17 protein-coding genes are annotated in these 22,055 nt (G+C 61.0%); 4 read left to right on the top strand and 13 right to left on the bottom strand.

Going from position 1 to position 22,055, the window contains the following annotated elements; genetic code table 11:
* Nucleotides 1–3 precede the first annotated feature (3 nt).
* From HBO11_RS04300 to HBO11_RS04280, 5 genes are read right to left on the bottom strand one after another with little or no spacing between them, the layout of a single operon-like run.
* A complete protein-coding gene (locus tag HBO11_RS04300) occupies nucleotides 4–276 on the bottom strand; it encodes a DUF2160 domain-containing protein (protein WP_029293327.1) in 273 nt (90 codons plus the stop codon).
* Nucleotides 277–286: 10 nt separating this feature from the next.
* Nucleotides 287–1,087: a carbohydrate ABC transporter permease gene (locus HBO11_RS04295; protein ID WP_017735079.1), complete on the bottom strand. Its 801-nt coding sequence runs from the start codon at nucleotides 1,085–1,087 to the stop codon at nucleotides 287–289.
* 10 nt (nucleotides 1,088–1,097) lie between these two features.
* Nucleotides 1,098–1,964 carry a sugar ABC transporter permease gene (locus tag HBO11_RS04290; protein ID WP_029293322.1) on the bottom strand — a complete coding sequence of 289 codons (867 nt, stop codon included), beginning with the start codon at nucleotides 1,962–1,964 and terminating at the stop codon, nucleotides 1,098–1,100.
* On the bottom strand, nucleotides 1,961–3,058 hold the full coding sequence (locus HBO11_RS04285) for an ABC transporter ATP-binding protein (protein ID WP_169954353.1): 1,098 nt from the start codon (nucleotides 3,056–3,058) through the stop codon (nucleotides 1,961–1,963). The genes HBO11_RS04290 and HBO11_RS04285 overlap by 4 nt, the downstream gene beginning before the upstream one ends.
* Nucleotides 3,058–4,152 carry an ABC transporter ATP-binding protein gene (locus HBO11_RS04280; RefSeq protein ID WP_169954354.1) on the bottom strand — a complete coding sequence of 365 codons (1,095 nt, stop codon included), beginning with the start codon at nucleotides 4,150–4,152 and terminating at the stop codon, nucleotides 3,058–3,060. Before HBO11_RS04280 ends, HBO11_RS04285 begins: the two co-directional genes overlap by 1 nt.
* A gap of 328 nt (nucleotides 4,153–4,480) precedes the next feature.
* Here HBO11_RS04280 and HBO11_RS04275 point away from each other — a divergent pair, with 328 nt between their 5' ends.
* Nucleotides 4,481–6,301: a sigma-54-dependent Fis family transcriptional regulator gene (locus HBO11_RS04275; protein WP_169954355.1), complete on the top strand. Its 1,821-nt coding sequence runs from the start codon at nucleotides 4,481–4,483 to the stop codon at nucleotides 6,299–6,301.
* 288 nt (nucleotides 6,302–6,589) lie between these two features.
* Here HBO11_RS04275 and cysS read toward each other — a convergent pair whose 3' ends face one another.
* Both cysS and HBO11_RS04265 read right to left on the bottom strand, forming a co-directional pair.
* Nucleotides 6,590–7,972, bottom strand: coding sequence for a cysteine--tRNA ligase (cysS, locus tag HBO11_RS04270; protein ID WP_169954356.1), 1,383 nt, complete (start codon nucleotides 7,970–7,972; stop codon nucleotides 6,590–6,592).
* A gap of 41 nt (nucleotides 7,973–8,013) precedes the next feature.
* On the bottom strand, nucleotides 8,014–9,714 hold the full coding sequence (locus HBO11_RS04265; RefSeq protein WP_169954357.1) for a glutamine--tRNA ligase/YqeY domain fusion protein: 1,701 nt from the start codon (nucleotides 9,712–9,714) through the stop codon (nucleotides 8,014–8,016).
* A 247-nt stretch (nucleotides 9,715–9,961) separates the two neighbouring features.
* Here HBO11_RS04265 and HBO11_RS04260 point away from each other — a divergent pair, with 247 nt between their 5' ends.
* Entirely contained in the window at nucleotides 9,962–10,465 is a 504-nt protein-coding gene (locus HBO11_RS04260; protein WP_169954358.1) for a peptidylprolyl isomerase, read from the top strand.
* The gene (lpxH, locus tag HBO11_RS04255) at nucleotides 10,462–11,211 is read left to right on the top strand and encodes a UDP-2,3-diacylglucosamine diphosphatase (protein WP_169954359.1); all 750 of its coding nucleotides are present in this window, start codon (nucleotides 10,462–10,464) and stop codon (nucleotides 11,209–11,211) included. Before HBO11_RS04260 ends, lpxH begins: the two co-directional genes overlap by 4 nt.
* 133 nt (nucleotides 11,212–11,344) lie before the next feature.
* Here lpxH and HBO11_RS04250 read toward each other — a convergent pair whose 3' ends face one another.
* The 6 genes from HBO11_RS04250 to HBO11_RS04225 all read right to left on the bottom strand — a co-directional run bounded on the left by HBO11_RS04250 (nucleotide 11,345) and on the right by HBO11_RS04225 (nucleotide 20,925).
* Nucleotides 11,345–12,874, bottom strand: coding sequence for a DHA2 family efflux MFS transporter permease subunit (locus HBO11_RS04250; protein WP_169954360.1), 1,530 nt, complete (start codon nucleotides 12,872–12,874; stop codon nucleotides 11,345–11,347).
* On the bottom strand, nucleotides 12,874–14,076 hold the full coding sequence (locus tag HBO11_RS04245) for an HlyD family efflux transporter periplasmic adaptor subunit (RefSeq protein ID WP_169954361.1): 1,203 nt from the start codon (nucleotides 14,074–14,076) through the stop codon (nucleotides 12,874–12,876). The genes HBO11_RS04250 and HBO11_RS04245 overlap by 1 nt, the downstream gene beginning before the upstream one ends.
* A 41-nt stretch (nucleotides 14,077–14,117) precedes the next feature.
* Nucleotides 14,118–14,591 (bottom strand): MarR family transcriptional regulator, encoded by a 474-nt coding sequence (locus tag HBO11_RS04240; RefSeq protein WP_169954362.1) that lies wholly within the window; start codon nucleotides 14,589–14,591, stop codon nucleotides 14,118–14,120.
* A 220-nt stretch (nucleotides 14,592–14,811) separates the two neighbouring features.
* The gene (locus HBO11_RS04235) at nucleotides 14,812–18,486 is read right to left on the bottom strand and encodes a translocation/assembly module TamB domain-containing protein (protein WP_169954363.1); all 3,675 of its coding nucleotides are present in this window, start codon (nucleotides 18,484–18,486) and stop codon (nucleotides 14,812–14,814) included.
* On the bottom strand, nucleotides 18,483–20,210 hold the full coding sequence (locus tag HBO11_RS04230; RefSeq protein WP_169954364.1) for an autotransporter assembly complex family protein: 1,728 nt from the start codon (nucleotides 20,208–20,210) through the stop codon (nucleotides 18,483–18,485). The genes HBO11_RS04235 and HBO11_RS04230 overlap by 4 nt, the downstream gene beginning before the upstream one ends.
* Nucleotides 20,211–20,274: 64 nt before the next feature.
* A complete protein-coding gene (locus tag HBO11_RS04225; protein ID WP_169954365.1) occupies nucleotides 20,275–20,925 on the bottom strand; it encodes a GNAT family N-acetyltransferase in 651 nt (216 codons plus the stop codon).
* Between the two features lie 187 nt (nucleotides 20,926–21,112).
* Between HBO11_RS04225 and xthA the strand changes: the two genes are divergently transcribed.
* Nucleotides 21,113–21,925 carry an exodeoxyribonuclease III gene (gene xthA / locus HBO11_RS04220; RefSeq protein WP_169954366.1) on the top strand — a complete coding sequence of 271 codons (813 nt, stop codon included), beginning with the start codon at nucleotides 21,113–21,115 and terminating at the stop codon, nucleotides 21,923–21,925.
* Nucleotides 21,926–22,055: the final 130 nt, after the last annotated feature.

Raw genomic sequence — 22,055 nt, 5'->3', positions numbered from 1 at the left:
TGGCTATCCCCAACGCATCACAGACAACAGCCACACCACAGACAGCGCGGACGCCACCCAGATGCTCCAGCCGGTTACGCCAATCACCAGCAGATGCAGGTAGGCGCTCCCGAGAAGACCGATAAACAGGCGATCACCACGGGTGGTGCTGATCGGTAACAAACCGCGCCGAGGGATGCTCGGCGAGCGCAATTCCCACGTGGTCATGCCCGCCAGCAACAGGGCAATCGCCGCAAAAAACAGCGCAGTCGGGGTGGTCCAGGCCATCCATTCCATCATCGTTTCCTCAGACCCGGCCGAGGGCAAAGCCCTTGGCCACATGGTTGCGCACAAACCAGATCACCAGCATGCCCGGCAGGATGGTCAGCACCCCGGCGGCCGCCAGCACGCCCCAGTCAATCCCCGAAGCGGACACGGTGCGGGTCATCACGGCGGCAATCGGCTTGGCATTCACGGACGTCAGGGTGCGCGCCAGCAGCAGTTCGACCCAGGAAAACATAAAGCAGAAAAACGCCGTGACACCGATCCCCGAGCCAATCAGCGGGATAAAGATCTTCACGAAAAACTTCGGAAAGCTATAGCCATCGATGTAAGCCGTTTCGTCGATCTCCTTGGGCACCCCGGACATAAAGCCTTCCAGGATCCACACCGCCAGCGGCACGTTGAACAGGCAGTGGGCCAGGGCCACGGCGATATGGGTATCGAACAGGCCGATGGACGAATACAGCTGGAAAAACGGCAGTAGGAACACCGCCGGCGGCGCCATGCGGTTGGTCAGCAACCAGAAGAACAGGTGCTTGTCGCCCAGGAAGCGGTAACGCGAAAACGCGTAGGCCGCCGGCAGCGCCACTGTCAGGGAAATTACGGTGTTCAGGCTCACGTAGTACAGCGAGTTCAGATACCCGGTGTACCAACTGGGGTCGGTGAAAATCACCTTGTAGTTGGCCAGGGTGAAGTCCTGCGGAAACAGCGTCAGGCCGCCGAGGATTTCGGTGTTGCTCTTGAAGGACATGTTCAGCAGCCAGTAGATCGGCACCAGCAGGAACAGGATGTAGATCAGCAGCGGAATGACTTTGCGCTTGCTCATGTTGGCGGCCTCAGCGGTTGGCGTCGGAGTGGGTCATGGCGGTGTAGAACAGCCAGGACACCAACAGGATGATCAGGAAATACACCAGGGAAAACGCGGCTGCAGGCCCCAGGTCGAATTGCCCTACCGCCATCTGGGTCAAGGTCTGACTGAGGAAGGTCGTTGCGTTACCCGGCCCGCCTCCCGTCAGGACAAACGGCTCGGTATAGATCATGAAACTGTCCATGAAGCGCAGCATCACCGCGATCAACAGCACGCTCTTCATCTTCGGCAACTGGATATGTCGGAAAACCGCCCAGGCCGATGCCCGATCAATCCGCGCAGCCTGGTAGTACACATCCGGTATGGCCCGCAGCCCCGAGTAGCACAGCAGCGCCACCAAAGAGGTCCAGTGCCATACATCCATCACCAGCACCGTGACCCAGGCGTCCATGGTGTTGGCGGCATAGTTGTAGTTGATGCCCATGGCATTCAGGCTCGACCCCAGCAGGCCGATATCGGCACGGCCAAAAATCTGCCAGATGGTGCCGACCACGTTCCACGGGATCAGCAGCGGGATGGCCATCACAATCAGTACCAGGGAGGACCAGCGGCCCTTGGTGGGCATGGTCAGGGCGATGGCGATGCCCAGCGGGATCTCGATCAGCAGCACACACGCGGAATAGATGAACTGGCGCAACAGCGAGTCATGCAGGCGCGGGTCCAGCAATACCTGCTTGTACCAATCGGCCCCGACGAAATAGCGGCTGGACTGGTCGAAAATGTCCTGCACCGAATAGTTGACCACAGTCATCATCGGGATCACCGCACTGAACGCCACCAGCAGGAACACCGGCAACACCAGCCACCAGGCCTTGTTGTTCTGCACCTTGTTCATGGGCGCGCCTCCAGCAGGTAATCATCGGCATACACCATCAACCACTGCGCCGGGAAGCTGATCGACGCCCGCCCTTCGGGCACCGGTTTGTCTTCGGCCAGGCGCACCTTCAAGGGCGCGCCGTCGAGGTTGAGGGTCAGGATCTTGTAGGTGCCCAGGTCTTCGACATGCATGACCTCGGCCTGCAACGCGTCGGGATTGGGCTCATCCCACACATGAATGAACTCGGGACGTATGCCGACCTGGAGTTTCTTGTAGGCCTTTTCCGCGATCTGCCGTTGCTGCACTTCGGACAACGCCAGATGTGTCCCGGCAAACCGCACCCCACCGGCATCGGCCTGCACCTCAATCAGATTCATCCCAGGGCTGCCGATGAAATAGCCGACAAAGGTATGGCTGGGACGCTCGAACAACTCCCGTGGCGTGCCGAACTGCACAATCTGCCCGCCGTACATCACCGCGATCTTGTCGGCAAAGGTCGAGGCCTCCAACTGATCGTGGGTAACGTAGACCATGGTGATATTGAACTGCTCATGGATCTGCTTGAGCTTGCGCCGCAGTTTCCACTTCAGGTGCGGGTCGATCACCGTCAGCGGTTCGTCGAACAGGATCGCCGACACGTCATCGCGCACCAGGCCACGGCCCATTGAGACCTTTTGCTTTTCATCGGCACTGAGGTTGCGGGCTTTTTTACCCAGCAGGTTCTGCAGGTCGAGCACCTCGGCAATTTCCTGCACCTTGCTGTGCACTTTCGCCTCGGCCATGCCCTGGTTGCGCAGGGGGAATGCCAGGTTATCGAACACCGTCATGGTGTCGTAGACCACCGGGAACTGGAACACCTGGGCGATATTGCGCTTTTCCGGGGTCAGGTCATTCACCACCTTGCTGTCGAACAGCACCTGGCCTTCCGAAGGGCTGAGCAGGCCGGAGATGATGTTGAGCAGGGTTGATTTGCCACACCCCGAAGGACCGAGCAATGCGTAGGCACCGCCCTGCTCCCAGACGTGGTTCATTTCGCGAATGGCGTAGTCTTCAGGCCCTGTGGGTGTAGGGCTGTAGCTATGCGCCAGGTTCTGCAAATGGATCTCGGCCATCAGGCAACCCTCGCGACACGGCGCCCGGGAGCCTGGACCAAACGACCCTGGCCATCGAACACAAACAGTTTATGGGTCGGTATGTAGATGCGGATCGGCGCATCCACGTCGTACTCGTGTACCCCCGGTAGGTGCAACACCAGCAAAAAATGCTCGCTGCGCACATGCAGGAAGGTTTCCGAGCCGCTGATCTCTGCAACTTCCACGGTGACCGCCAGTTCCAGGTCATCGTCGTTGCTGGGCACCAGGCTGATATGGCTGGGACGCACGCCAAAACGGAACTCGCCCTCGCCAACCGGCCGCAGGTCAACGTTCAATGGGAAGTGCACATCGTTGGCGAAACTCACTTCGTTGCCGCTGATGCGCCCCGGCATCAGGTTGATCGGCGGCTCGGAAAACAGTTCGGCGGCCAGCACGGTCTGCGGTTGGTGATAGACCTCGGCGGCCTTGCCGCTCTGGATCACCCGGCCTTCGTGGAGGATGGTGGTGGTACCACCCAGCGCCAGTGCCTCGTTGGGTTCGGTGGTGGCATAGATGGCAATGGTGTTGCGGGCCTTGAACAACTCGCGCATTTCCTGACGCAGCTCTTCGCGCAGTTTGTAGTCCAGGTTCACCAGGGGCTCGTCGAACAAAATCAGTTCGGCATCCTTGACCAGCGCCCGAGCCATGGCCGTGCGCTGCTGCTGGCCACCGGACAGCTCCAGGGGATGACGTTGCAGGAACTTGTCGATGCGCAGCATCTTCGCGGTTTCCAGCACTTTGCTGTGGATCAGCTCGCTGCTCACCCCGGCCTGGCGCAGAGGCGAGGCGATGTTCTCGAACACGGTCATGGTGGGGTAGTTGATGAACTGCTGGTACACCATCGACACATTGCGCAAGCGCACCGGTTTATGGGTGACGTCGACGCCGTTCATCAGGATGCGCCCTGCATCAGGCTTGTCCAGGCCAGCCATCAGGCGCATCAGGCTGGTCTTGCCGGACAGCGTACGGCCCAGCAACACATTGAAAGAGCCAGCTTCAAAGCGCAGGTTGGCGTCATCGATCCAGGTCTGGCCTTCGACGACACGGGTCACATGTTCCAGGGTCAATGACATGACACGCCCTTTTTCTTATTGGAATTGTTCTTCCAGGGGCAGAGCCAGTTTCGTGCCAATAATAAAAAGTGTTGATTTACCAGCGACTTGAGCAAAACCAGTGCTCGGTGCTGAACAGAAATGAACATTCACAACTGAACAATTGAACAACCAGCGGGTTGACAATGAACAGTTCTGAACAACACTGAGTAAGCCCAGTAAAACCGTTCAACCTGTGGGAGCTGGCTTGCCTGCGATAGCGATCTCACGGACGCCATCGCAGGCAAGCCAGCTCCCACAAGGTGAGCGGTGCACGGTTCATAACAACAATAAAAAGAAGGTCACCACCATGGCCGCACCTGCCCCGCTTTTGCCCCACGACACCATCATCCAGGACTCCTGGCGCCGCTGCCGCGCCTTTGGCCTGGATCACCAGAGCACCCCCAGCTTCGACCAGTTGCCCGCCGAGGGCATCAGCCAGTTGCTGGAGAGCCAGCACGCGCTAGTCCAGACCACCCACCAGGAAGTGCTGCCCTATTACGAGAACATCCTCAGCAATTCCAACTGCCTGATCATGCTCGCCGACAATCAGGGCCAGGTCCTGACTTCCTGGGGCACCCAGCGTTTTATCGAACCCAAGCTCGCCCGTGGCTTCAGCGCCGGGGCCAGTTGGATGGAGCGCGCCACCGGCACCAACGCCATCGGCACCGCGCTGGCCTGCGCCCAGGCAGTGCATATCGAGCATGACGAGCATTTCCTCAAGGCCAACCGGTTCATGACCGGTTCGGCCGCGCCGATCTTTGATGCCAACCGCGAAATCATTGCGGTACTGGATGTGTCCAGCGACAGCTACCTGCCGCCCTCCCACACCCTGGGCATGGTCAAGATGATGAGCCAGACCGTGGAAAACCGCCTGATCCTCAACCTGTTTGGCGGCGAACACTTCCAACTGACGTTCAATACCGGCCTGAACAACCTCGACAGCCAGTGGGCCGGCCTGCTGATTTTCGATGAAAGTGGCCAGGTGCTGTCGGCCAACCGCCGCGCCGACAACCTACTGGGCATCAGCCTGTCACGGGTGATGATCGACAGCCTGTTCCAAGTCTCGCTGCTGGAGCTGCTCAACCAGCCCGAAGGCCTACCCTTTGCCCTGCAAGCCGCCGGGCGCAACCGTTTCCAATGCCTGCTCAAACGCCCCAGGCAGGCGCCGGTGCAGGCCAGGGTCTTTAGTGAACCAGCCCCCGCGCCCATCGGCCTCAAGACCCTGCACTTTGGCGACAGCCGCGTGGAAAAAGCCGTGCGCCAGGCCGAGCGCCTACTGGAAAAAGACATCCCGCTGCTGATCCACGGCGAAACCGGCGTAGGCAAGGAAGTCTTCGTCAAAGCCCTGCACCAGGCCAGTTCCCGCAGCCAGCAGGCGTTTATCGCGGTCAACTGTGCGGCAATTCCGGCGGAGCTGGTGGAATCGGAACTGTTTGGCTACGAAAAAGGCGCGTTCACCGGCGCCAATCAAAAAGGCAGCATCGGCCTGATCCGCAAGGCGGACAAAGGCACACTGTTTCTCGATGAGATAGGCGACATGCCCCTGCCCACCCAGGCCCGGCTGCTGCGGGTGTTGCAGGAGCGTTGCGTACAGCCGGTGGGCAGCAGCGAATTGTTCCCGGTGGACCTGCGCATTATCTCGGCCACCAACCGCTCGCTGCGCGAACAGGTGCAGCTCGGACGGTTTCGCGAGGATTTGTACTACCGCATCGGCGGCCTGACCCTGGAGCTGCCGCCCCTGCGCGAGCGCAGTGACAAGCAGGCGCTGTTCAAGCAACTGTGGCAACAGCACCGCGAACCCACGCAGTGGGCCGGGCTCAGCGCCGAAGTGCTGGAATTGTTCGAGCAACATCCCTGGCCGGGCAACCTGCGCCAGGTCAGCAGCGTGATGCAGGTGGCACTGGCCATGGCCGAAGACCAACCGATCCGCCTGGAGCATCTACCGGATGATTTTTTTGTCGACCTGGGGCACGCCTCACCCAGCAAGCCGGTGGTGATGGGCGATCTGGACGATAGGCAAAACCTTCAGCAAAGACTGGCAGCGGTCGGCGGCAATATCTCCCATCTGGCGCGGGAGCTGGGGGTTAGCCGCAATACGCTATACAAGCGGTTGCGCGCCGTAACATAGCGAGCAACTTTTGTGGGAGCTTGCCTGCGATGGCGGTGTGTCAGCCAGCCTAGTAGTGACTGAACCATTGTTATCGCGAGCAAGCCCGCTCCCACAGGGGATCTTCAGCGGGGCGGGAATTTGGGCTTTGCCACACATCAAATGTGGGAGTTGTCGAGCCCCAGCGAGGCGGCGATGGCGGTGCGTCAAACAACATAAGTATTGGCAGTACCGCCGCCATTGCTGGCAAACCAGCACACACAAAAACGCCCCGAACCAGTCGGGGCGTTTTTGTTCAGCGTATAGCCGTCAGTCAGCCAGACGCCATGTCGTCCCGCCCTTGCCGTCTTCCAACACCACGCCCATGGCGGTGAGTTGGTCGCGGATGCGGTCGGATTCTGCCCAGTCCTTGTTGGCACGGGCATTCAGGCGGGCCTGGATCAGTGCGTCGACTTCGGCTGCATCCACACGCCCTTCGGCGCCGGCTTGCAGAAAGTCGTCGGCTTCCATTTGCAGCACGCCCAGCACGCTCGCCAGTTCCTTGAGACGGGCCGCCAGGCCGGCCGCAGCGGTGAGATCGCTCTCACGCAGGCGGTTGATCTCGCGGACCATCTCGAACAGCACGGCGCAGGCTTCGGGGGTGCCGAAGTCATCGTTCATCACCGTGGTGAAGCGCTCGACAAACGCCTCGCCACCGGCCGGCGCCACAACCGGCAGGCCTTTCAATGCGTGGTAGAACCGCTCCAGGGCGCCCTTGGCGTCCTTGAGGTTGTCTTCCGAGTAGTTGATGGCGCTGCGGTAATGGCTTGATACCAGCAGGTAACGCACAACCTCTGGGTGGTACTTTTCCAGCACGTCGCGGATGGTGAAGAAGTTGTTCAAGGACTTGGACATCTTCTCGCCATTGATGCGAATCATGCCGCAATGCATCCACGCGTTGGCGTAGGTCTTGCCGGTGGCCGCTTCGCTTTGGGCGATTTCGTTTTCGTGGTGCGGGAACTCAAGATCGCTGCCGCCGCCATGAATGTCGAAAGTTTCGCCCAGGCAGCAGGTGGACATCACCGAGCATTCGATGTGCCAGCCCGGACGCCCGGCGCCCCATGGCGACTCCCAGCTCGGCTCGCCAGGCTTGGTGCCTTTCCACAGCACGAAGTCCAGCGGGTCTTGCTTGGCTTCGTCGACTTCGATGCGGGCGCCGATGCGCAGGTCTTCGATTTTCTTGCGCGACAGCTTGCCGTAGCCCATGAACTTGGCGACGCGGTAGTACACGTCGCCATTACCCGGGGCGTAGGCATAGCCCTTGTCGATCAAGGTCTGGATCATCGCGTGCATGCCCGGGATGTGGTCCGTGGCGCGCGGTTCCATGTCCGGCTTGAGGATGTTGAGGCGCGCCTCGTCCTCGTGCATCGCGGCGATCATGCGCTCGGTCAGCGCGTCGAACGACTCGCCGTTTTCATTGGCGCGATTGATGATCTTGTCGTCGATATCGGTGATGTTGCGCACATAGGTCAAGTCGTAGCCGCTGAAACGCAACCAGCGGGTCACCAGGTCGAAGGCAACCATGCTGCGGCCGTGGCCGATGTGGCAGTAGTCGTACACGGTCATGCCGCACACGTACATGCGCACCTTGTTGCCATCCAGCGGCTTGAAGACTTCTTTGGTTTTGCTCAGCGTGTTGTAGATCGTTAGCACGATGCTTCCTTTTCTCTCTATGCAAGCCGCTCACGGCTGCATCACTGGCCCCACGAATCACGCAAGGTCACGGTACGGTTGAATACCGGATGACCAGGTTTGGAGTCCTTGATATCCGCGCAGAAGTAGCCTTCGCGCTCGAACTGGAAACGGTCTTCCGGCTGTGCGTCGCCAAGCGATGGCTCGGCACGACAACCCGTAAGTACTTGCAGGGAGTCAGGGTTGATGTTGTCGAGGAAACTCGCGCTGTCTTCGGCCTTTTCAGGGTTCGGCGAGCGGAACAGGCGATCGTACAGGCGCACTTCGCACTCGACGCTGGCAGCCGCCGGCACCCAGTGCACCACGCCCTTGACCTTGCGGCCTTCAGGGTTCTTGCCCAGGGTTTCAGGATCGTAGGAGCAACGCAGTTCGACGATGTTGCCCTCGGCGTCCTTGATCGCTTCATCGGCACGGATCACGTAGCTGCCGCGCAGACGCACTTCACCGTTCGGCTCCAGGCGCTTGTAGCCCTTGGGCGGCTCTTCCATGAAGTCGTCACGGTCGATGTAGATTTCACGGGCAAACGGCAGCTTGCGCACGCCCAGTTCTTCTTTTTGCGGGTGACGCGGCAGTTCGAGGTTCTCGACCTGGTCTTGCGGGTAGTTGGTGATCACCACTTTCAACGGACGCAGCACGCACATGGCGCGCGGGGCGTTCGCGTCGAGGTCCTGGCGGATGCTGAACTCAAGCATGCCGTAGTCAACCACGCCGTCGGAGCGGTTGGTGCCGACCATCTCGCAGAAGTTGCGGATCGATGCCGGGGTGTAGCCGCGACGACGGAAACCCGACAGCGTCGACATGCGTGGGTCGTCCCAGCCGAACACGTGTTTTTCATCGACCAGTTGCTTGAGCTTGCGCTTGCTGGTGATGGTGTAGTTCAGGTTCAGGCGGCTGAATTCGTACTGACGCGGGTGCGCCGGTACCGGCAGGCTGTCGAGGAACCATTCGTACAGCGGGCGATGGCTTTCGAACTCCAGGGTGCAGATGGAGTGGGTGATGCCTTCGATGGCGTCCGACTGACCGTGGGTGAAGTCGTAGTTGGGGTAGATGCACCACTTGTCACCGGTCTGGTGGTGATGGGCATGACGGATGCGGTACATGATCGGGTCGCGCAGGTTCATGTTCGGCGAGGCCATGTCGATCTTGGCCCGCAGTACACGGGCGCCGTCCGGGAACTCGCCGTCGCGCATGCGGGTGAACCAGTCCAGGTTCTCTTCTACCGAACGATCGCGAAACGGGCTGTTCTTGCCAGGCTCGGTCAGGCTGCCACGGTATTCCTTGGCCTGCTCCGGGGTCAGGTCGTCGACGTAGGCCTTGCCGGCCTTGATCAGCTCCACGGCCCAGTCGAACAACTGGTCGAAATACTTGGAGGCGTAGCGCACTTCACCGGACCATTCAAAGCCCAGCCACTTGATGTCGCTTTCGATGGCGTCGATGTATTCCTGGTCTTCCTTGGCCGGGTTGGTGTCGTCGAAACGCAGGTGCGTGACGCCACCGAACTCCTGGGCCAGGCCGAAGTTCACACAGATCGACTTGGCGTGGCCGATGTGCAGGTAACCGTTGGGCTCAGGCGGGAAACGGGTGACGATCTGCGTGTGCTTGCCCGAATCCAGGTCCGCCTGGATGATCGGGCGCAGGAAATTGACCGGGACGGCAGGTCCGGCCTTGGAATTCGAGGTAGGGTCGACAGTGGGCTTGCTCATAGGATCCTTGAACAGACAGGTACGTGGCCGGGTCGGGCCAGACAAACAAAGGGCTTATCATAGCCGATGCTGTCAAGCACCTGACAGGGCATGGCCAAAAACTGCTGCATTTATTGCATGGGCGGTGAAAAACCACCTCGAAATTCCTGCAGGGCACGCTAAACTGCGCGCCTTGGCCGCAATTTAGCCAACCCGGTAAGGTGCCCAGGCGGCCGAACCCACGAATTCCCTGAAAAGAGTAATGAACATGACTCAAGTCAAACTGACCACCAACCACGGTGACATCGTCATCGAGCTGAACGCCGAGAAAGCGCCGACCACCGTCGCCAACTTCATCGAATACGTTAAAGCCGGCCACTACGAAAACACTGTTTTCCACCGTGTCATCGGCAACTTCATGATCCAGGGCGGCGGTTTCGAGCCAGGCATGAAAGAAAAGAAAGACAAGCGTCCAAGCATCCAGAACGAAGCGGACAACGGTCTCTCCAACGACAAGTACACCGTCGCCATGGCCCGCACCATGGAGCCGCATTCGGCCTCCGCGCAATTCTTCATCAACGTGGCCGACAACAGCTTCCTGAACCACAGCGCCAAGACCGTACAGGGCTGGGGTTACGCGGTATTCGGTAAAGTCACCGAAGGCACCGACGTCGTGGACAAGATCAAGGGTGTTTCCACCACCATGAAGTCCGGCCACCAGGACGTACCAGCAGAAGACGTGATCATCGAGAAAGCCGAGATCATTGCGTGATATTGCTGATTTCAGATTTGCATCTGGAAGAGGAGCGCCCGGACATTACCCGGGCGTTTCTGGATTTACTCCACGGCCGCGCCCGTGGCGCGCAAGCGTTGTACATCCTGGGGGACTTTTTCGAAGCCTGGATTGGCGACGATGGCATGACCCCGTTCCAGCGTTCGATATGCGCGGCTCTACGTGAGCTGAGCGACAGCGGCACCCAAATATTCCTGATGCACGGCAACCGCGATTTCCTGATCGGCAAGGCGTTCTGCAAAGCAGCAGGCGCGACCTTGCTCAAGGACCCCAGCGTCGTGCAGATGTATGGCGAGCCCGTGCTGTTGATGCACGGCGACAGCCTGTGTACCCGCGACCTCGGCTATATGAAGCTGCGGCGCATCCTGCGTAACCCCCTTGTGCTGTTTATCCTGCGCCACCTGCCCTTGCGCACCCGCCATAAGCTGGCGCGCAAGCTGCGCAGTGAAAGCCGCGCGCAGACGCGCATGAAGGCCAACGATATTGTCGATGTAACGCCCGAGGAAGTGCCACGGGTAATGCAGGCCCATGGCGTGCGCACCCTGGTCCACGGCCACACCCACCGCCCGGCCATTCACAAATTGCAGATTGGCGAGCAGGCGGCCAAACGCATTGTGCTGGGGGATTGGGACAAGCAGGGTTGGGCGTTGCAGGTGGATGAGCAAGGTTTCCAGCTGGCGGCATTCGACTTCGTCAATCCGCAGTTGGCGTTGCCTGGCGCATAACCCAGACACAACACCTATCAATATGTAGGAGCTGGCTTGCCTGCGATGCAGGCACCTCGGTACATCAGTCACACCGAGGTGATGCCATCGCAGGCAAGCCAGCTCCTACAGTTGACTGCATTGCAATTCAAGATCAGTGACCCGACGCCGCCGGCCCCGCCTTTGCGGTAAACGGCGGCTTGGCCAGCCACACCAGCAGGATCAAGCCCATGAACATCCACCCCAGCAAGGTGAAGTAGTCCACGGTAGACATCATGTATGCCTGGCTGGTGAGGACCTGGTCCAGTTGCGCATAGGCCTTGTGGCCCGCACCGCCCAGGGTGTTCAGGGCATCGCGGGTGGCCGAGTCGTACACACTCATGCTCTCGCTCATGTAGGCATGATGCTGGTCAGCCCGGCGAATCCAGATCCAGGTGGTCAACGATGCCGCAAAGCTGCCACCCAGGGTCCGCAGGAAGGTCGCCAGGCCTGCGCCGTCGGCGATCTGGTGCGGCGGCAGGTCGGACATCAGGATGCTCAAGGTCGGCATGAAGAACAGCGCCACGCCGATGCCCATGAACAGTTGCACCAGGGCGATGTGCTGGAAGTCCACTTCATTGGTGAAGCCGGCGCGCATAAAGCAGCTCAGGCCAATCGCCAGGAACGCCAGGCCGGCCAGCAGCCGCAAGTCGAACTTGTGTGCGTACTTGCCGACAAAGGGCGACATCAGCACCGGCAGGATACCGATCGGCGCCACGGCCAGCCCGGCCCAGGTGGCGGTGTAGCCCATCTGCGTCTGTAGCCATTGCGGCAGGATCAGGTTGATACCAAAGAACCCGGCGTAGCCCAGCACCAGCACGATGGTGCCGATGCGGAAGTTGCGGTGGGCAAACAGGCGCAGGTTGACCACCGGGTGTTTGTCGGTCATTTCCCAGATCACGAACACCGCCAGGGCGATCACCGAGATGGCCGCGCCGATGATGATGAAATTGGACTCGAACCAGTCCAGGTCATTGCCCTTGTCGAGGATGATCTGCAAGGCACCGACCCCGACGATCAGGCTCAACAGGCCAACATAATCCATCGGCTGATGGCTGGTGACCACCGGCCGCTTCTTGAGCTGCGCACGCACCACCATCACCGCAAAAATCCCGATGGGCACGTTGATAAAGAAGATCCACGGCCAGCTGTAGCTGTCGGTGATCCAACCGCCAAGAATCGGCCCGGCAATCGGCGCGACCACCGTGACCATCGCCAGCAATGCCAGGGCCATGCCCCGCCTGGCAGGCGGATAGACCGCGATCAACAGGGTCTGGGTCATCGGGTACAACGGCCCCGCGACCAAGCCCTGCAGGACCCGGAAGCCGATCAGCTCGGGCATCGAGGTGGAGATACCACACAGGAACGAGGCCAGCACAAACAAAATGGTGGCCCACAAAAACAGCTTCACCTCGCCAAAGCGCCGGCTCAACCAGCCGGTCAACGGCAGCGCAATAGCATTGCTCACGGCAAATGAGGTGATGACCCAGGTGCCCTGCTCCGAACTCACCCCCAGGTTGCCGGAGATGGTCGGCAGCGCCACGTTGGCGATGGTGGTGTCGAGCACCTGCATAAAGGTCGCCAGGGACAGGCCAATGGTGGCCATCAGCAAGCTGGGCGGCGTGAAGGAGGCGTTATTGCTCATCAGCGTTGCGCAGCCTTCGGCGCGGCCACACTGTTGTCATGGATCAACTGGGTGATCATCGCGTCGGCCTCGGCCAACTGGCGGTCATACACAGTGGTGCTGAACGAAGCTTTTTGCGGCGGTTGTTGCGCCAGCACCGGGCCGCTCTGGTCATGCAGGTTGACTTGCACCTGAGTCGACAGCCCCACCCGCAATGGGTGCTCGGCCAACTCCTGGGCATTGATGTGAATGCGCACCGGCACCCGCTGCACGATCTTGATCCAGTTGCCGGTGGCGTTCTGCGCCGGCAGCAAGGCAAAGGCGCTGCCGGTACCGGCGCCAAGGCTGTCGACGGTGCCGCTGTACTTCACGTCGCTGCCGTAGAGATCGGCCTCGATGTCCACCGGCTGGCCAATGCGCATCTGGCGCAGTTGGGTTTCCTTGAAGTTGGCGTCGATCCACAGTTGGTCCAGGGGAATCACCGCCATCAACGCGGTACCCGGCTCGACCCGCTGCCCCAGTTGCACGGTGCGCTTGGCGACGTAGCCGGTAACCGGTGCGATCAGGGTGCTGCGCGCATTGGCCAGGTAGGCCTGGCGCAGTTGCGCGGCAGCGGCCTGTACATCCGGATGGGAGGAAATCACCGTGTCATCCACCAACGCGGTGGAGGTATTGAGTTGCTGTTGCAGGTTGGCCAATGAGTTGCTCGCCGCGCTCAGGGCGTCGCGGGCATGGGACAGTTCTTCCAGGGAAATCGCGCCACCCTGTGCGAGGATTCGGCGGCGGTTGAAGTTGTCCTGGGCGGTCTGCACTTGGGCTTTTTGCGCCTGTACCTGGGCTTTCATGCCATCCACATTGCTGTACAGGCCGCGCACCTGGCGTACCGTGCGCGCCAGGTTGGCCTGGGCACTTTGCAGGCCGACGGCTGCGTCGTTGGGGTCGAAGTTGATCAGCACCTGGCCTTCGTGGACCAGGTCGCCATCGTCGGCGCCAATGCTGACCACAGTGCCGGTGACCAACGGGGTGATTTCCACCACGTTGCCGTTGACGTAGGCATCGTCGGTGCTTTCGCTCCAGCGGCCATACAGTTCGTACCAGCCCCAGACGCCCACGACGCAGAGCACGACGATCAGCGCCAGGCCCAGCAACATGATTTTGCGTTTGCGCGGGTTGCTGTCGTCGGGTTGGGTTTGAGCGGTGTTGTTTGCTTGGGCAGTAGCCATGACAAGTACCTTGCGTTATTCAGCGCGCGTGACTGGCGTGTTCATTGAGTCCCGACCCGCTGCAGCGTGATGGGGTCACCGGCGGCGATCAGGATTTTCTTCAGGATGTATTCCAGGGTCTGCAACTCCCCCGGCTCCAGCACCCCAGCCAGCTGGTTGAGGGCCTGGGCGCCGATCTGCGGCAACATGTCCGCCAGGCGCTGGCCTTCTGCGGTCAGCACCAGTTGCACCTGGCGCCGGTCCTGTTCGGAACGCTTGCGCGCCAGCAGGTCTTTTTGCTCCAGGCGGTCGAGCATGCGGGTCATCGAGCCGCTATCCAGGGACAGGTTGCGGCATAGCTCCGCCGGGGTATCGACGCCGAACTGGGCCATGATGATCAACACCTTGAACTGCGCGGCAGTGATGCCGTGGGGTTCCATATGGGTGTCGATGATGCGGTCTTTGAGAATCGCGGCGCGCCCCAGCAACAGGCCGAGATGGCAGTTGTGGAAGTTTTCCGGGGTGAAGTGTTTCATCGAAAGTCACCTTATTACTGCCTAGGCAGTGAATATGTGACCAAATATTACTGCCTAGGCAGCGAATGTCAAACAAATAGTTAGGTTGCTTGGTATACCCCACGACACAACTGTAGGAGCTGGCTTGCCAGCGATAGCGGTAGTTCAGTCACTATTTCCAGTGCCTGACAGACCGATATCGCTGGCAATCCAGCTCCTACAGGTTGGTGTGGGCTAAACGTCAGAAATCCCGTTTGTAGAAGATATCCAACGAGCTGGCTACGCCGCTGGCCACTTCCAGGTACACCCGCTTGCTCAGCAGGTAACGCAAGGCGATGGTACTGGCCGGTTCGAATACCCCGACCCCGTAACGCAGGCTGAGTTTCTCGGTGATCTTGCCGCTGGCCACCACGGCGGTGTTGTTGCCACTGCCCTGGGTGTCCAGTTCAAAGTCCTGGATCCCCAGGTTCTTGGCAATGTCCGAGGTCACCCCGGCACTGCCCATCAACCCCAGGCCCAGCGCCGCTTGCGCCAGCATGTTGTTATCTTCGCCAGTAGTGCTCAACGGGCGGCCCAGCACCAGGTAAGACAGCGCCTGCTCCTGGCTCATGGCCGGTTCCGAAAAGATTTGCGTGGTCGGTTGCTCGGCACTGCCGCTCAGGCGGATACCGGCGATTACGTCGTCTGTCTTGCGGATGGCTTCGATATCCAGGTACGGCTGGTCGAGCGGCCCGGCGAACAGCAGGCGCGCACGCCGTACATCCAGCCTCTGGCCGTAGGCGCGGTAACGGCCGTCGTTGAGCCAGAGTTCGCCACGGGTGTCCAGGTTGTCGCCGATGTGCACCCGGCCCTGGACCTTGGCGGTCAGGCCGAAGCCGGCAAAGTTGAGCTGGTCCTCGCCCACCACCACGTTGATATCCATGGCCATGGCCATCGGCGGCTTGCCCTCTTCGGTCTGGCTGCCAACGATCACTGTGTCATCCGAAACCTTGACCGTGGACGGCGGCAGTTCGCGCACGGTGATATCGCCGCGCGGGATGTGCACATTGCCGGCAATTGCCAACTTGTCGTCCTTGAGGGTGATCTTCAGGTCGGGCGCCACTTCCAGCTTGGCGTAGGGTTCGACGGTCACCGGCAACTGGGAACCTTGCAGGCTGAGGTCAACGACCAGCGCCCGCCCCCAGTCGATCTGCCCCTTGAGGCTGCCCTGCCCGGCCTTGCCACTGCGCCAGCCGCCGTTGAGCTGCACGCTTTCGCCGGCGATCAACGCCTGCACGTTCAGGCCTTCGAGGCTGATGGGCAGTTCGGGCCCGGAAATCTCGCCGGCGATCAGGTTGATGCTGCCGTTGACCTGCGGCGCCAACAACCCGCCGGAGATACGCCCGCTGCCATTGAGCTTGCCATTGAGTTTTTCCACCATCGGCACAAACGGCCGCGCGACCGCCAGGTCCAGGCCGGTGAGGCTGAAGTTGCCGGAGATCGGCTTGTTTTTCGCCACCGGGTTGATCTGCGCCTGCAACAGCAACTCACCCAGCTTGCCACCGCGAAAATTCAGCTGGGTATCGATGCGCGTGGGGTTGAGCGTGGTTTCCAGCTTGAGGGTGTCGTAGGGGAAATCCAGCCATTGATCCTTGTCCTTGACCCGCAGCGTGCCGCCACTGGCATCCACCGCGATCAGGCCTTTGGGGCCGCTGGCCGGCAGGTCGAGTTGGATATCGGCGTTGAGCTTGCCCTGCCAGGCAAAATCCTTGGGCAGCCATTGCGCCAGGCTGTCGATGGGGAACTGCTTGAGGTGGTAACGCAACTTGGGATCAGGCATCAGCCGCTGGTCTTCGCCACACAGGCTGGCGGGCCCGGAGACCCAGCAGTGGGCGGCGAACGTCAGCTTGCCGTCGGCCATGCGCTCGATTTTTGCCGGGGCCTGCAGTTTCCAGTCCTGGCCACCGGCCTGCACATCGCCACTGGCCAGGCGCCCGCGCCAGTTGCCCTTGTCAAGATTGCCGTCCAGGGCCAGGGCCAGCTTGACCAGGGGGCCCATCAGCTCCAGTTGGACTTTCTGGCTTTTGATATCGCCCTGGGCACTGGCGGTCAGGGTACCGAGCTGGGAGTCCCCGGCCTGGATGCCGCTGCCCTTGAGGTCGATCTTCGCCCGCTGTGCGCTATCGAGCGTCGCGTCCAGGCTGAGGGCTTGCAGGCGGTTTTCTTCAAATACCAGTTGCTGGCCCTTGAGGTCGAGCTTGCCCTGGGGCGCGTTCAACGTACCGGCCACATCGAGCCGACCGTTGACCTGCCCACGCAACTGCGGCCACAGCTGGGCCAGGCGTGCGAGCTTGATGTCGATCTGCCCGGCCAGGCGCTGTTGCAGGCTGCCACTGCCATTGATGCGGTTGTCACCCAGGCGGATATCCAGGTTGGCCAGGGTCCATTGCTCGCCCGCGCCTTCGGCCTTGGCCGCCAGCACCGCAGGCTGGCCGCGCAGGCGGCCCTTGAGGTCGAGGTCGGCGTTGAGCTTGAGTTGTTCGTTCTTGAACTCACCTTTGCTGCGCAGCGGCCCAGCCAGGGTGCCCGGCAGCTCTGCGACCCAGTACGCCGGGTTCAGGGCCGACAGGTCCAGCGCCGTGTCCCAGGCGATGCCCTCGGCAAATTGCAGGTTCAGGTGGCCTTCGGCCTTGCCCTGGCCAGCGGTCAATTTCAGCTCGGGCAGGAACACTTGCTTGAGGTCGCCGCTGAACGGCGTGACCAGGCTGAACTTGCCGGCCGGGCCGTCGAGGTCGGCCTTGAGATTGCCCAGGTAGTTGCCGTCCTTGTAGGAGACTTCGCCGTTGAAGGTGCGCAACACCACTTGCGGCTCGTCAATCAGCGGATACAGGCGATGCCAGGGGAAGTCCAGCCAGTCGATTTTTGCGTCTGCGCTCAAACCCTGCTGCCAATCCAATTGGGCACTGAGCTTGAGGTTTTGTTTGTCCCCGGCGTTCAGGTCCAGGCCGGCGATCTGCGCGCCCTTGGCATCGACCCGGCCTTGCAGCAACAGGTCAACCGGGCCTTTTTCTGCGGGTAATACAGCCTTGCCCAGCAGTTGATAGCCCTTGCCCAGGTCGCCCTTGGCAGTCAGGTCCAGTTGGTTGAGTTGCAAGGTGTCCGGCAGGTCGGCGGCGGGTTTGAAGCCATCGGCGGTGATGCGCAACTGCGCGGGCAGGTTCTCGACCAGGGGTTGCAGTTCGCCGCTGAGTTTGGCGGGCAGGTAGCCCGTGCTGTCGGCGTCGAGCTTGAGGGTCTTGAGCAAATCACCGGTGACGTTCAGCGCCACCGCCCACGGCGCGCCGCCCGGGGCGTAGGGCAGGCTCAGGTTACCGCTCGCCGTCAGCGGCCAGTCACCGGTGGGTTGCAGCACGCCGTTGAGGTCCAGCACCAGGCCGTCGCGTTGCAGGTGCACCGCGTCGATCTGCATCCCCGCGGCCGTCCAGTGCGCGGCCAGTTGCAGGCCCTGGAGTTCTTCGCTGCCGTTGAACAGCAGACTGCCGACGCGCACGTCGCCCAGTTCGATGGCCACGGGCAGGTTCAAGTCCGGCAGGGTAATCGGGCCGCTGCTGTCTTCGGTGCTGGGTGGCAATTGCAGGCTGACCTGCTCCACATCCAGTTGCCGGATGCACAAGGTCATTCGCAACAGGCACGCCGGTGACCAATCGAACTTCGGCGCGTTGAGCTCCACGCGGCTGCTGTCTTGTTGCCACAGCACCTGGTCGGCGCTCCATTGCCCGCCCAGGCGGCCCTGGAAGTTATCCACGGTCAACCCCGGGACTTGGCCGAGGGCCCAGCGACTGCCGACTTGCGTACCCAGTACGCTCCAGACAGCCAGCGGCACCAGGGCTGCAACCGCCACCACACTCAGACCCGCTATTTTCAAACCACGCTTCACAGCTCAGGCCCCATGGAAAAGTGCAAACGAATGCCGCCCGGATCTTCCAGGGCATGGGCCAGGTCAAGGCGAATCGGGCCGACCGGCGACACCCAGCGCACGCCGACCCCGACCCCGGTTTTCAGGCTCGGCAATTCCAGGCTGTTAAAGGAGTTGCCCTGGTCGACAAAGGTCGCGATCCGCCATTTTTCGGCGATGGAATATTGATACTCGGCGCTCAAGGCCACCATGTAGCGGCCACCGATGCGGTCGCCCTTGTTGTTTTCCGGGGACAGGGTCTGGTACTCGTAGCCGCGCACGCTCTGGTCGCCACCTGCAAAAAAGCGCAGGGACGGCGGCACCGACTTGTAGCCATTGGTGGCGCTGCCGCCAAACTGCGCACGGCCGAGGAAGCGGTGCTTGTCCCACACGGTGGTCAAGCCCTTGATCATCGCCGTGCCGTACAGCAGGTTGGTGTCCGAACCCAGCCCTTCCTTGGCCACCTTGGTATCGAACTGCAGGCGATAGCCGTTATGGGGGTCGATGCGGTTGTCGCTGCGCAGGTAGGAATAGCTGATTCCGGGCATCAGCAGATTGCTCAAGCCGGAGTCGTCCCCCAGGCGATATTCTTCGCGCTGCCATTTGAGCGAGATCACCCGTGTCCAACCGCTGGGCAACTTGCTGTGCCATTCCGGGCCGAGGGTGAGCAACTTGCTGAGGGTGTCGGTGTTGGCCATTTCTTCGTTCTGGTAGCCGCCGGCAAAACGCAGCTTGTCAGTCAGCGGCGGATCGAGGGGAATGTCGTACCACAGGCCGACGTTCTGCCGAGGCGCCGACAACTCGGCCTCCCAGCCATAGCTGTGCCCTTGGGGGTTGACCCAGTGCCGCGTCCAATTGGCCTTGCCACGCGGGCCGACGTCGGTGGAAAAACCCAGGCCCAGGCCCATGGTTCGCGGTTTGCGGGTTTCCAGCTGGACCGCCACCGGGATCACATCATTGGCCGCCGCGGCCGGGGCGGCATCCACCCGCACACCCTCGAAATAGCCACTCGATTGCAGGGCCTGGTTCAGTTCGGCAATCAATTCGGAATCGTAGGGGGTGCCACTTTGGAACGGCACCATGCGCTGCAACAGTTCTTCATCAAACGGGGTATCGCCAGCAAAGTTGACCTTGCCGAGGGTGTAACGCGGGCCGCTGTCGTAGACCAGTTCGATATCGGCCACGCCCGCCTGGGGGTCGACGGACAGGGTCTGACGCGTGAAGCGGCCACTGAAATAGCCGAAGCGCGAGGCCTGGTTCTGGATCAGGCGCTTGGCGTCTTCGTAATGGCCATGGTTGAGCACGGCGCCGGACTTGAGGTCTTGGCTGTCAGGTACGCGAAAGGATTTGAGCTCGGCCGCCGGGCCGTCCACCCGAATCGTGACATTACGCAAATGCACGGGCTCGCCGGGGTCGATACTGAGGATCAGGCGCGGGTTCTTGCCGGGCTTCACCTCGCTGGCAATCTGCGGCTGATAATAGCCCAGTGCCTGGGCGGCCTTGCGCGCCTGCTCCTCGGCACCGCGGCTAAAGCGCAGCAAGGCCTCCTCGTCACGCTCGCCAACCCCGCCGATATAGCCTTCGATATTGGCCTTCAGCGCATCGTTTGAAGGTTTGACCCGCACGTCCAACTCGCTTTGCGCCAGGGCGCCGCAGCTTGTGAACAGCAGAATCAAGCCGCTGGTAAATCTATTTGAAAACTTCATAGGCGCGGATGCTACACGAGCTGGGGAGCACCTTAGAACCGGGAATTGTCTGAATAATTCTGTGTTAAGGCGTTGCAGGTTGTAACACCTGGGGATTCGGGTGAAAAAACACATGCTCCAGGATGGGTCCTACAGCCACCTCTCCGACTTCGTCATAGCCCTGGCGCTTGTAGAACTCCAGGTAAAGCGGATTGCCAGTGTCCAGCACCACCCCTTGTGAATGCGGGTCCTGCGCGCACCAGTTATGCACGGCTTCCAGCAGTTGCTCACCGTAGTGCTTACCCTGGAATTGCGGGTGGATCCCCAGCAGCGGCAACACATGCACCGACTCGGACGGCAGGCAAGCCAACACCGCCTGATGATATTCGAGGTAACGCCGGGTGCAGCGCACACCGGTGCTCAGCCACATGCGCAATTGCCAGGCCCAGCTTTCCGTGATGCCCAGGCGCCGTTGTGGCGGGGCAATCAGGGCGATGCCGATCAGCCGGTCGTTGACCAGCAGGCCGATCGCCGGCAGTTCCTGGAGAAAATGCTGCTTGACCAGCTCGCGCACGGTGGCCCTGACCCGCTGCTCATAACCGGAGCGTTCGGCTTCGAACAGATAGGCGAAGGTCGGCTCATGGCGATAGGCGTGGTACAGCAGCGAACGCGCTTCGCGCGAATAGCCGCGGTCGAGCATATGAACCTGGGCAATGGCGGTCGAGGTATCAGGCATCCGGTGTATCTCCCCTGGGCGCAACTCAAAAGGCCGCGCTCTTATTGTTACGAGCCCGGGGCAACTGAGTCGTTCCCTGCCATCGGCTCCTTGAGAGACATTAGCAGTGCATCTGTCCTACCGCCACGCTGGCCCCCGTCCGACTTGTCGGCTAGCATCGCCCTTTTGCCAGACTGGACTGCCGACCATGAAAATCGTCTCCTTCAATATCAACGGGCTGCGCGCCCGGCCTCATCAGCTGGCGGCCCTGATCGACAAACATCAACCGGACGTGATCGGCCTGCAGGAAACCAAGGTCCACGACGACCAGTTCCCGCTGGCCGAAGTCCAGGCCCTGGGTTACCACGTGTACTACCACGGGCAGAAAGGCCACTACGGTGTCGCCCTGCTCTCGCGCCAGGAACCACTGGCCCTGCACAAGGGTTTTGCCAGCGACGAAGAAGATGCCCAGCGCCGCTTTATCTGGGGCACCTTTGCTGATGAACACGGCAACCCGATCACCATCATGAACGGCTATTTCCCACAGGGTGAAAGCCGCGACCACCCAACCAAGTTCCCGGCCAAGCAGCGCTTCTACGAAGACCTGCAAAACCTGCTGCAAACCCAGTTCAGCAATGACCAGGCGCTGGTGGTGATGGGCGACGTGAACATCTCCCCCGAGGATTGCGACATCGGCATCGGTGCCGACAACGCCAAGCGCTGGCTGAAGACCGGCAAATGCAGCTTCCTGCCGGAAGAGCGCGAGTGGATGGCGCGCCTGAAGAACTGGGGCCTGACGGACAGCTTCCGGCACCTGAACCCGGATGTGGCCGATCGCTTCAGTTGGTTCGATTACCGCAGCCGCGGTTTTGAAGATGAACCCAAGCGGGGCCTGCGCATCGACCTGATCATGGCCTCCAATGGCCTGCTGCCACGGGTCAAGGACGCGGGTGTGGACTACGAGCTGCGCGGCCTGGAAAAACCATCGGACCATGCGCCGATCTGGCTGGAACTGAGCTGATCTTTGCGCCAACACCATAAAATGTGGGAGCTGGCTTGCCAGCTCCCACATTTGGATAGGCTGGGTCTCAGTCATATTTTGGCAACCTTACTGACTTAATCTGCCCGCACTTCCTTTGGCTTGAGAAGGT

Origin of the sequence: Pseudomonas sp. WS 5010 (assembly GCF_012985565.1) — a bacterium.
Taxonomy (GTDB): domain Bacteria; phylum Pseudomonadota; class Gammaproteobacteria; order Pseudomonadales; family Pseudomonadaceae; genus Aquipseudomonas.
This window is presented reverse-complemented; position numbering and strand designations above follow the sequence as displayed.

Bases quoted from the DNA above. Each gene is read 5' to 3' on its own strand.
- HBO11_RS04225 (WP_169954365.1), bottom strand. From the start codon at position 20,925: ATGCCTGATACCTCGACCGCCATTGCCCAGGTTCATATGCTCGACCGC.
- xthA (WP_169954366.1), top strand. From the start codon at position 21,113: ATGAAAATCGTCTCCTTCAATATCAACGGGCTGCGCGCCCGGCCTCAT.
- HBO11_RS04295 (WP_017735079.1), bottom strand. From the start codon at position 1,087: ATGAGCAAGCGCAAAGTCATTCCGCTGCTGATCTACATCCTGTTCCTG.
- HBO11_RS04245 (WP_169954361.1), bottom strand. From the start codon at position 14,076: ATGGCTACTGCCCAAGCAAACAACACCGCTCAAACCCAACCCGACGAC.
- HBO11_RS04300 (WP_029293327.1), bottom strand. From the start codon at position 276: ATGGAATGGATGGCCTGGACCACCCCGACTGCGCTGTTTTTTGCGGCG.
- HBO11_RS04260 (WP_169954358.1), top strand. From the start codon at position 9,962: ATGACTCAAGTCAAACTGACCACCAACCACGGTGACATCGTCATCGAG.
- HBO11_RS04230 (WP_169954364.1), bottom strand. From the start codon at position 20,210: ATGAAGTTTTCAAATAGATTTACCAGCGGCTTGATTCTGCTGTTCACA.
- HBO11_RS04250 (WP_169954360.1), bottom strand. From the start codon at position 12,874: ATGAGCAATAACGCCTCCTTCACGCCGCCCAGCTTGCTGATGGCCACC.
- HBO11_RS04290 (WP_029293322.1), bottom strand. From the start codon at position 1,964: ATGAACAAGGTGCAGAACAACAAGGCCTGGTGGCTGGTGTTGCCGGTG.
- HBO11_RS04240 (WP_169954362.1), bottom strand. From the start codon at position 14,591: ATGAAACACTTCACCCCGGAAAACTTCCACAACTGCCATCTCGGCCTG.
- HBO11_RS04275 (WP_169954355.1), top strand. From the start codon at position 4,481: ATGGCCGCACCTGCCCCGCTTTTGCCCCACGACACCATCATCCAGGAC.
- HBO11_RS04285 (WP_169954353.1), bottom strand. From the start codon at position 3,058: ATGGCCGAGATCCATTTGCAGAACCTGGCGCATAGCTACAGCCCTACA.
- HBO11_RS04265 (WP_169954357.1), bottom strand. From the start codon at position 9,714: ATGAGCAAGCCCACTGTCGACCCTACCTCGAATTCCAAGGCCGGACCT.
- HBO11_RS04280 (WP_169954354.1), bottom strand. From the start codon at position 4,152: ATGTCATTGACCCTGGAACATGTGACCCGTGTCGTCGAAGGCCAGACC.